Origin of the sequence: Pseudoalteromonas prydzensis, from assembly GCF_011050055.1 — a bacterium.
GTDB classification, from domain to species: Bacteria; Pseudomonadota; Gammaproteobacteria; order Enterobacterales; family Alteromonadaceae; genus Pseudoalteromonas; species Pseudoalteromonas prydzensis_A.
Map to the genome: position 1 here is coordinate 1 of NZ_DRGM01000065.1, position 10,765 is coordinate 10,765.

9 protein-coding genes and 2 pseudogenes are annotated in these 10,765 nt (G+C 38.2%); 3 read left to right on the forward strand and 8 right to left on the reverse strand.

The features are described from left to right. Positions 1–185: pseudogene (locus ENH88_RS06075) on the reverse strand (PAS domain-containing sensor histidine kinase); the annotation flags it as partial. 66 nt (positions 186–251) lie between these two features. Here ENH88_RS06075 and ENH88_RS06080 point away from each other — a divergent pair. Beyond that, positions 252–845: a DNA-3-methyladenine glycosylase I gene (locus tag ENH88_RS06080; RefSeq protein ID WP_304180686.1), complete on the forward strand. Its 594-nt coding sequence runs from the start codon at positions 252–254 to the stop codon at positions 843–845. 337 nt (positions 846–1,182) lie between these two features. Here the strand turns inward: ENH88_RS06080 and ENH88_RS06085 are convergent, their stop codons facing one another. Further along, on the reverse strand, positions 1,183–2,619 hold the full coding sequence (locus ENH88_RS06085; RefSeq protein ID WP_007581875.1) for a sigma-54 dependent transcriptional regulator: 1,437 nt from the start codon (positions 2,617–2,619) through the stop codon (positions 1,183–1,185). A gap of 432 nt (positions 2,620–3,051) precedes the next feature. On the opposite strand from ENH88_RS06085, the gene fliS reads away from it, so the two are divergent. Continuing rightward, complete coding sequence (fliS, locus tag ENH88_RS06090; RefSeq protein WP_024608173.1) at positions 3,052–3,453, forward strand: flagellar export chaperone FliS; 402 nt, start codon at positions 3,052–3,054, stop codon at positions 3,451–3,453. A gap of 8 nt (positions 3,454–3,461) precedes the next feature. Beyond that, a complete protein-coding gene (locus ENH88_RS06095) occupies positions 3,462–3,761 on the forward strand; it encodes a hypothetical protein (protein WP_304180691.1) in 300 nt (99 codons plus the stop codon). Between the two features lie 145 nt (positions 3,762–3,906). Here the strand turns inward: ENH88_RS06095 and fliD are convergent, their stop codons facing one another. The 6 genes and pseudogenes from fliD to flgL all read right to left on the reverse strand — a co-directional run. Further along, positions 3,907–5,340, reverse strand: a complete 1,434-nt coding sequence (fliD, locus tag ENH88_RS06100) for a flagellar filament capping protein FliD (RefSeq protein ID WP_304180694.1) — start codon at positions 5,338–5,340, stop codon at positions 3,907–3,909. Between the two features lie 59 nt (positions 5,341–5,399). Then, the gene (locus tag ENH88_RS06105) at positions 5,400–5,825 is read right to left on the reverse strand and encodes a flagellar protein FlaG (protein WP_304180697.1); all 426 of its coding nucleotides are present in this window, start codon (positions 5,823–5,825) and stop codon (positions 5,400–5,402) included. 155 nt (positions 5,826–5,980) lie between these two features. Then, on the reverse strand, positions 5,981–6,343 hold the full coding sequence (locus ENH88_RS23190) for a flagellin (RefSeq protein ID WP_414704808.1): 363 nt from the start codon (positions 6,341–6,343) through the stop codon (positions 5,981–5,983). A 198-nt stretch (positions 6,344–6,541) separates the two neighbouring features. Beyond that, a pseudogene (locus ENH88_RS23195) lies at positions 6,542–7,450 on the reverse strand (flagellin hook IN motif-containing protein); the annotation flags it as partial. Between the two features lie 306 nt (positions 7,451–7,756). After that, entirely contained in the window at positions 7,757–9,229 is a 1,473-nt protein-coding gene (locus tag ENH88_RS06115; protein WP_304180699.1) for a flagellin, read from the reverse strand. 287 nt (positions 9,230–9,516) lie between these two features. Continuing rightward, positions 9,517–10,765, reverse strand: a 1,249-nt coding sequence (gene flgL, locus ENH88_RS06120) for a flagellar hook-associated protein FlgL (RefSeq protein ID WP_304180701.1), incomplete at its 5' end; no start/stop codon positions are given.

Below are 10,765 nucleotides of genomic sequence, written 5' to 3' on the forward strand. Positions count from 1 at the left end.
AGCCAACTTGCTTGCTTGCGCAGATCGCTTAATTCACCAATGTACTCCTCTTGAAGTAAACATGGGTTATACTGATTTGCAGAAAAAAACTGTGGTTTTAGCACGCTAGCAAGGGCCATAATCAAATCTCGAATTGATGTAGATATATGTCTAAATGCACGATTTATACCAAAATTTATTTGCATACTTATCATTAAGTTACATCAACAATTTGAGCGACATAAAAATGACGCACGCAAAAAGGAATAATAATGAGTGAGCAAATAAAGTGCCGTTGCCCGTGGCTCGACACCACTAAACCCGACTACGTTATTTACCATGATGAAGAATGGGGCGTCCCCCTTTATGATGATACAAAGCTGTTTGAATTTATTACGCTTGAATCCGCGCAAGCCGGCTTAAGCTGGTACACAATTTTAAAAAAGCGCAGCGGTTATAAAAAAGCATTTGCTAATTTTGATGTAAAAAAAGTATCACAATTCACACAAGATGACGTTGAGAGACTAATGCTTGATGAGGGTATTGTGCGCAATCGCTTAAAAATTTCGGCAACTGTTAACAACGCAAAGCGCTTTATAGAAATCCAAGAAGAATTTGGAAGTTTTAGTAACTACCAATGGCAGTTTGTGGGTAATAAGCCGATTATAAGTAATTTAAATAACGTTGAGGACTACCCTGCAATTACAGAGGCATCAACCGCATTTGCGAAAGATTTAAAAAAACGGGGTTTTAAGTTTTTAGGCCCTACAACGGTTTACGCTCATATGCAGGCCTGCGGTATGGTTAACGATCACAGTAATGATTGTTTTAGAAAAGAAGAAATTATTAAGGCTTTTAGTGGGTAAGTGATTTATAACCATAAAAGTGATTTGTTCACAAAGAGGTTAAGAGACGCTGCGCTTTAGAGAAGTGACGCGTAAGTTGACTATGGTTTCTCATTTACCCTCGTTTATCTCTTTGTGAGATGGCGTTTTATTTAAGTGATTAAAAGTCTCGTTTTTCACGCGTGCAAGTCTAGCGTCTACAACAAAAGTAAAAACCGTGTAGGTGCGAATTTACTTCGCGCTCTTGCTAATATTTTTAAGTAAAGTGCGGTATAAAACCGCACCTACAAAACGAGGGGTTATTTATCTACTGTGTTTGGCCAATTTATAACTAAACACTGACAGCTGCTTTTAAACCTTAATCCCGTGATAGATTATACTTTTTCATTTTCTCAACGAGTGTGGTTCTGCGTACACCTAATATTTCTGCAGCGCGAGCTACAACGTAATCATAGCGCTCTAGAGCTTGGGTTATTAAGCTAATTTCAAGCTCTGCTAAATAATCTTTAAGTTCAATACCATCATCTGGCAATAGCCCACTACCCGTTTGGCTAAACTCAGCGTCTGGCTCACTTTCGTAATCGCTAAAACCGGTGCTAAATATATCGTTAAAGGCGTCTTTTTCCATTAACTCTTCAGGGTATTCTGGCTCGTAGGCTTCAACTTCGATGTAACGATATTTATTAGGTAAATCGGGAATATCGACCACTTTTTCAGGAAACATAATAACCATACGTTCCACTAAGTTAGCAAGCTCACGAATATTACCAGGCCAAGCATGTTCTTTTAAGCTCTCAACTGCGCGCTCGGTAAACTTAGCGGTAGAACCTGTTTGGTCGTTAACACGGCGCATTAACTCCTTTAAAAGCAGCGGAATATCATCAGCACGTTCACTCAGTGATGGGTTTTCGATAGGAAATACATTTAAGCGGTAATATAAATCTTCCCTAAAACTGCCCTCTTCAATCATTGTTTCAAGATTACGATGCGTGGCTGCAATAACGCGTACATCAGCCTGAATAGCCTTTGTACCACCAACTCGTTCATAACTTCGCTCTTGCAATACTCGCAGCAACTTAACTTGCATTTGCAGTGGCATATCGCCTATTTCATCTAAAAATAGCGTCCCACCTTGAGCTAGTTCAAACCGCCCTTTACGCGCCGATATAGCACCAGTAAACGCGCCTTTTTCGTGGCCAAATAGTTCACTTTCGAGCAGCTCAGCCGGTATAGCACCACAGTTAACTGGTACAAACGGTCCATTAATACGCTTTGAAAGCAGGTGTACATTACGGGCAACCACTTCTTTACCAGTGCCTGATTCACCTAAAATTAAAACATTAGCGTCGGTTTTTGCCACTTGTTCAATTAAAAAGCGAACATCTTTTACGGCCTCTGTTTCACCAACAAGTCCATCAAAGATTTTATGCGGTTTAGTATGCTTATGCTCATTAGGCAGCATACGCTGATACTGCTGGCAGTCGTGAAGTAACTGAGTTGTCACTTCGTGATTAAATGGCTCGCAAATAAGCCCCACTACATTAGCTATACTTAATAATGGTTTTAGCGTTTCGCCAATTAATAAAAACGGTAGAGTTGGATAGCGTTTAATTAAGCTTTCGTGATCAAGTGATTGCAACGCTCCTAAAATGATCATGCATTCTTGCTGCTGATATTTTTTGCATTCTTGTTCAAAGCAGTCTTCGCTTAATAGTTGAGCAGCTTCACCAATAAAGCCAAGCGAAGCATTTAATCCTATTGCGCGGTTGTTATTATTATCTAAAATCAAGATCATATTTAGCGAGCCGTACTTTCACTAATTTGTATAATTAGTTAAATTGTAAGCCAGTTCAGCATGGATGCAAGTGATAGCGGCAGTTTTTTGACATAAACGCCAAAAAACAGACGGGCTAGTTAAGTCAATCATACTTAATAGTTAATCATTAAGTATGAGTTGTAGTTTTAACTTAGTTATTACTCAGCGATTACTTAACGATTACCTAAATACAACTTAGCTCTAATAATTAATTTACTCGGCAATAAAAATGCTATTGTTAGTAAATAAACTCAATTATAAATTTAAGTTGAAGTTACAAATGCCGATACATAAATAAGTGAAAATGCTTGGCATTAATATTGCTTTGTTCTTATAAAAGTATAAAAGCTTTATTGATTTTTTATATTAGCTTTCACATAATTTTATCGTTTTAAATTTTAGGATTTCCCCATGGCTCATGTCTCAGTAAAAAAATACGGTCAAGTTCGTGCCAGTAGTATTGCCGAAATGGCCCCTTACGAACAAATAAATCTTATATTCAGTAATATTATCGGTCGCTTAGCAGCAACAAAAGGGTTTATTGAGCGCAAAGAAATACAAAAGAAGGGTGAAAACATTTCAGCCTGTGTTTTATTATTTGGTGCACTGCAAGACGCACTTAATTTAGAAGTAGAACAAGACCCTAGTATTTCTAACAATTTATTGGCACTTTACGATTACTGCCAACGCCGTTTAACGCAAGCGAACATAAACAACGATATTGAAGCCATTATTGAAGTATCAAGTATTGTTAAAGAAATTAAAGAAGGCTGGGATAACATTCCGCTAGATCAACGAAACCCTGCGGTTTAATTTAAATTATGGATTCGCAAACACCAGTAAGCCATGCTGAGCAGATACAAGCATTACTTAGTAACATTGAAGTGTTGGTAAATGATAATAATGCAGACGAAGCTCAGCCTTTTTTAGACACTTTAAATACTGAAATAAAGCAATGGTGCGAAAGTAGCGAAGGTCCAAGCGCAGAGCAATTAGAATTAATTCAGCTTCGTATTAATACTATTTTAGTAAAAGCGAATAGTGCAAAAAACGAGTCATCAAAAGCTATTATTAAACATAAAAAGTCAGGAAAGGCGATAAAAGCTTATAAAGCCATCTAGTAAATGGGTTTAATAAACTACCTTTATTCAAACTAAATACATGGCTATATTTTACTATTTGAATCAAAGAGCAGTAAACAACAAAAAACCGCTAAGTTTAAACTTAGCGGTTTTTTATTGATTCGTAATACCTTTAACTCAGCTACTAATTTGATTGCCTAACTACGCCTGGCATATTCTCTAACTGAGCTTGAACATAACTGCTGGTGTTATTAAGGCTCGCTACTAATAAATCCATCGCATTATATTGAGCATATAAACGAGACGATAGCGACTCCATTTTACTGGCAAGGTCCAAGCGATCATCATCTAAATCATCTAGTTGATTTGTTTTACTGTCTATTCGGTTTTGAATAATGCCGTCGGAGTCTGTATAAAAGCTCATTAGCTCATCAAACGATTGTGCAAAACCATCATCGTCCTCGCCTACAAAAAACTGTTGCACTAAATTTACATCTGCATCGATTTGCTCATCTAATGTTTCTGTATTTAGCGTTAAAACACCGTAGCGATCTGTTTCAACACCTAATTGCGAAAGTGATAATGAGTTACCGTCACCTAAATCAACTGACTCAGTGATTTCACTACGTAATTTTGACATAACACCACGAAGTAGTGAATCCCCAGCCATAACGCCTACACCATCAGCACTAGACGCACCTAAATTATTGCTCAGCTCTAACAATTCATTGTAACTAGTGATAAAACTGTTTAAACCAGTTTGAATATTGTTGTTGTTTTCGGTAACCGATATATCGCTTAAATCGTCGTCAGTGGCATGCAACTTTTTAGCGGTAATATCCACGCCATCAATCACATTAGTAAATTTATTGGTATTGCTTGATACAGTTAACGTGCCATCAATCGTTATTTGTGCATTTTGTGCAGCATTAACTTGCGTTAGGTTAGTTGTATGATTAACAGGGTCTGCGTCTGATACATCATAAGCTAATCGAGATAATCCGCCAGTATCAGTATTATTACCGTCATCGTCTTGTACGGTAATTGTTATTGCGTTGTCTTCGCCAGTTTCTTTACTGGTAAGCACTAAATGCTGACCGGTATCACTCGTGACTATAGTGGCTACAACTGAGTCATTACTATCACTGCCAGTGAAAGGGCCATTATTAATTTGGTCGCGTAAATCTTCTAACGTATTTGTAGCCGATAAAACAGTAGAGAAACTATTTGCACCAGAGCCTATTGTAATTACGCCAGCACCAATTGCCTCGTCTGCTGCAAATGCGGGGGAAGATAATTTATGAGCCTGTGCTAATGCATCTACTTTTACATTGTAACTACCAGGCTGAGCGTCTTTATCTGAACTAATTGATATAAAATCATCATTGCCAGATGCAGTTCTCTTTTGATAGTTATCACTATCGCCCAAAGCTTCCATTGAGGTTTGTACTTTTTCGAGCGCTGCTTTTAAAGCCCCTACTGCGGAAATATCTGTTGTTAACTTACCTTCTTTAGTATTTAACCGAGATTCAGCGGGTGCTTGTTCAGAGTTCACTAGCGCATCAACAATATCCGAAACTGCTAATCCAGAACCTAAACCAGTAAACGAAATAGCCATGCTTCACCTCTTAAATACTTAAAAATAAACTAACTTAAAATAGTAATCTGAATTACTTACTAAACTGTTTGGTCGATCAAAATTCCGGCAGATTCAGACAATTTAGAAACCAAGCTTAATACTTCTTCAGAAGGGTACTGCTTAATTACTTCGCCACTGTTTTTATCGAGTACTTTAATAACATCGCGACCTGAATCTTCATCTACTTTAAATTGCAAACTTCGGTTCATTTCACCCATAAAGTCCTGCAATTGTTGCGCCATTTGTTCGAGCTGTTCGCGCTCTAACGGTTGAGCTTTTTCATCTTGATTATTATTTTTGTATTGATTTTGCTGTAGCTTTTGTTGATTTTGTGCATCCATCTGCTTTACATCATCAACCGCTCGCTCAGTTAAAGAGCGAGCGGCTTGCCCTACTTGCTTATCATCACCAGCAACGGAAGCCGGTAATGTTGTAATTTCTGCATTGGAATTAATTGTATTCATAACAGATTCCTATTTGTACTTAATTAAACCAACAATAGCTTAGTTTATATTCTTAAACCACAAAAGGAGGTAGCTAAAGCCACCTCCTTTTTTAAAATACTAATACTGACTTTATGTATTAGTTAGCTAACCATTAAGCTATTACTTTTAACTTATTAACCTAATAAGCTAAGTGCTGTTTGTGGTAACTGGTTCGCTTGCGATAAGATTGACGTACCTGCTTGTTGCAAAATTTGGTTTTTCGTCATTTGCGCTGTTTCTGTAGCAAAGTCAGTATCTTGAATACGGCTACGTGACGCAGATACGTTTTCAGAAATATTAGATAAGTTACTAATCGTAAAATCAAAACGATTTTGAACAGCACCCAAATCAGCTCGTTGCGAATCAATTTGTGCTAATGCACCATCTATAACATCTAATGCACTTTGCGACCCATCTTGGGTAGTAATATCTAAATCCGATACTTTTCCAAGAGTAGAAACTCCATCAAGACCAAAGTTATCATCTGTAGCTGTCACAACATTGAAATTGTTGTTTGAAGATAGCTTTATACTACCACCGATTGTAGTACTATCAGTTCCTGCTGTAGCACCAGTCAAAACTATAGCTGTTGTTTGCTTTGTTCCATCTTGTGCAATACCTTTTACATTTAGATCTGCAGTAGAAGCAAAGTCTGAAATTCTAATATCTGCACCAGTTTCATCTGTTAAGACTAATCCTGCATCAGTTACCTCAGCTGTAACACCTGTATTGGTGGTTTCTTCATTTATAGCAGAAGCAAGATCGGTTAAATCACTGGTGTCTGAAATAGAGGCAGAAATTTGCTCACCGTTCAAATCAAAAGTTACTGAACCTGCTGCTGATAATGATATTTCGGCTTGAGATCTTGCATCTGCCGTCACCCCTGTTTTACCAGATAGCTCATTAATAGAACTTGCTATTGAATTTGCACCAGCACCAGCTGCAATTGCCCCTAGCACTTCTCCGTTAATAGTCAAGGGGGCTGTTGCATCTACAGCTACACCATTAGCTGATGCAGCATCATCAGCTGCTGCTGCTGAGGCTCGACCCAAGCCTAGTGCAGTTCCAACAGCCCCAGCTAAGGTTTTATTAAATGAGCCGATATCACTTGCACCAATGCTTTTAAGTGATACGTTTATAGTTTCATTTGCATTAGAACCAACTTGAAATGACTTAGAGCCAAATGAGCCATCAAGAAGTTGTTGGCCACCAAATGATGTCGTTTCTGAAATACGTGTAAGTTCAGTTTTTAGTGCTGTCACTTCTTTTTGAAGAGCATCACGGTCTGTATCTGAGTTTGAACCATTCGCAGATTGAAGAGCTAACTCACGCATACGTTGCAAGATATTGGTAGACTCGCTCATCGCACCTTCAGCAGTTTGCGCCATCGAAATGCCATCGTTAGCGTTACGTTGTGCTACAGCTAAACCATTTACTTGTGATGTTAAACGGTTTGAAATTTGCAGACCTGCCGCATCATCTTTTGCGCTGTTAATACGCATACCCGATGATAAACGTTCCATAGAAGTTGCTAAGTCAGAACCTGATTGAGATAGGTTACGTTGAGCGTTTAGTGAAGATACATTTGTGTTTACTGAAATCATAATAAAACTCCTGATTACTTTCGTAATGTTGCTATTTTAATTTAACCAAGAGCTGTCACAAATGTATGCTCAGCTCCGTACTGATTAAGTTAACGGCAGGAGATAAATTATCTTTAGAAGTATTTTAGAAATAAATTGATTTATTTACTTAAAAAAAGCTAACTGACTGTTTTAAATGATTAGTTATTCTAAATGGATTTAAAATACGATTTGAATATTATGCTTTTAGTGATTTTAACAACCTAAAAACAAAAAACGCACTTAATAAAGTGCGTTTATATATTTAGTTATTAGTAAACTAAATAATTAGCCACCTAATAAACTAATGGCTGCTTGTGGTATTTGGTTTGCTTGAGAAAGTATTGACGTGCCTGCTTGCTGTAATATCTGATTCTTCGTCATTTCTGCTGTTTCTGTTGCAAAATCAGTATCTTGAATGCGACTTCGTGAAGCAGAAACATTTTCTTCAACATTAGCTAAATTACTAATAGTAAAGCTAAAACGATTTTGTATGGCACCTAAATCGGCTCTTTGAGAATCTATTTGTGATAGAGCTTTGTCAATAACTGCGAGAGCATTTTGAGAGCCATCTTGGGTTTCTACATTAAGAGATGATACGTTGTTTAGAATAGAAACTGCATCAGCACCTAAATCGGCATCATCTCCTGTCACTGCACTAAAACTACTTTCTGAAGATAATTTTATACTTCCTGCCACAGTCGTGCTGTCACCAGCTGTTCCTGGACCATCCAGTGTAATTGGAGTTGTTTGAGTGTTACCATCTTGAGAAATACCCGCGACTGTCATATCTGCAGATGCGGCTGAAAAATCTGCAATTTCAATATCTTTACCACTTTCATCTGTTAATATTAATTTGCCGTCTTTACTTGAAGCAGTAACCCCTGTGTTAGTTGTTTCAGCATTTATAGCTGATGCTAAATCAGTTAAATCTGCTGTATCTGCCACTGATGCAGAAATTTGTGTACCATTTAATTGAAATGTAACAGAGTCTGCTGCTGTTAACTTTATTTCTGCCTGAGATCGAGCATCGGCTGTAACGCCGGTAGTACCCGAAAGTTCGTTAATTGAAGTTTCAATTGTGCTTGCTTGAGCATTAACCACAATGTTTGTAGATAAAGCAGTTCCGTTAACGCTCAGTGCCCCACCAGCAACACCATTTAAAGATGCAGTTGCAGTATCAGCTGCAGCTGATGCACGACCTAAACCAAGAGCGCTTGCTACATCACCAGATAAAGTAGCCTCAAAAGCTCCAATATTATCAGCAGCCATATTTCTCAATGTTAAATCAATTGTCTCATTTGCATTGGCACCTACTTGGAATGATTTCGATCCAAAAGAACCATCTAATAACTGTTGACCACCGAAACTTGTTGTCTCCGCAATTCTTGTTAGCTCGGTTTTTAATGCCGTTACTTCCTTTTGAAGTGCGTCACGATCGCTATCTGAATTCGAGCCATTTGCAGATTGCAAGGCAAGCTCGCGCATGCGCTGCAAAATGTTAGTTGATTCACTCATCGCCCCCTCAGCAGTTTGTGCCATTGAAATACCATCATTAGCATTTCGCTGAGCAACGGCTAGGCCATTAATTTGTGACGTCAATCTGTTTGAAATTTGTAGACCTGCGGCATCATCTTTTGCGCTATTGATACGCATACCTGATGATAAACGCTCCATCGAAGTTGCTAAGCCTTCACCAGATTTATTAAGGTTACGTTGTGCGTTTAGTGACGACACATTAGTATTTACTGTTAATGCCATTTTACCATCTCCTAGGTTTAAACAGAGTGTGGTTCAACACGATTTAACAGGAACCACTGTTCGATAATTTCTTACAATAAGAAAAGCATTTACTGTGCCAACTTTAATTGATTCTTAAGTGGTTGTTTTTGCTTGTAAATTAATGGTTGTTTGAATTGTAAATAAAGAGTGAAGTTGTTTAGGAAGGGGTGACATTTTTTTGCCGCGATTTTGTAGCCAATTTTTGCCGCAAAGTATTGCCGCTTTAAAGTAGGTAAAGCGGCAAGGTATTTCTGCTTATAATCTGTTTATAAGTAATCGAATAACGAGAGGTTAGTTAAACGGCCAAAAGTAGCTTGCGATGCTTGCAGTGCCGTTTCTTGTTTAGTGAGTTCGCTAATAGCTTCTGCCATATCAACTTCAACTAAGTTAGAGCGATTACTTTTATTTTGAATATCGAGCGCTAAGTTTGAATCGCTTACTCTTTCAAGCGCGTTCATACGCCCACCTAAACTTGCTTGGGTAAACACAACTTGCTCACTGGCGTTTTGTAATTGCACTAGGCCATCAGCAAGCACTTGCTGAAAGTCATCACCTTCAAGTGTGCCGTCATTTAAACCTGTAATAAGCGATTGCAACGTATTAAGTACGTTTTCTTTGCCTGGTTTTTCAAGGCTAAAATCGAGTTGACCTGGTGCTGTGCCTTCAAATTCAATTTTCATACCTGCAAAATCGATAGGCTCATCAGTAACTTCACCTGTCACTGCGGGGGTTAATGCTGCGCCGTCTCGGTATATTTCGTAGGTTTGAGGGTCTGTTGCTGTAGCACCTGGGCTTACTAATACACTATATATATTTGCAGTTGCTAGAGCTGTTGGGTCTGCGTTGTAATTTGCTTGATGAAACTTGTCAAACTCAGCTTGACCGTCAACATATACACTTGCCGCTGTAATGGAGCCTGAAACACTTGCCGTGTTAGATTCTACATTTAATCGCGCGTTAGTTTTTTCAAACGTATCAAAGCCGTTATCACTTGCCTTAATTGATACACCTTCAGCTATAGTTATCTGGTGCTGGCCCTGGTCGCCATTATAGGTGTACTCACCCGCCGCAGAATCAAACTGATACGGCTGCGTGCTGTCTTGGTATCCTGAAAATATGAATTTTCCGTCTTCTGATCGGGTGTTCATTAAGTTAGCTAGCGTTTGTTGAATGCCGCTAAGCTCAGATGCAAACGTCTTTAAATCGTCTTTAGTATAAACACCATTACCTGCTTGAATAGTGAGTTCTTGCGCTTGTTGGATATTACTATTTATGCTTTGTAATACGCTTTCTTCTGTTTCTAGGCGGCCATTTAGCTGATCGATATTTTTAGTGTACTGCTCATTAGTTTGTATTTTATTTGAATACAGCATAGCTTGCGAAATAGCAGCTGGCGCTTCTGAGGTGGTTAAATACTTTTCACCTGTTGTTACTCGCTCTTGAGCATTTGCAACACCTTGTTGGTTGTCGAGTATTTTATTTATGTTGTTTTGGTACATTAAATTATTTGATAAA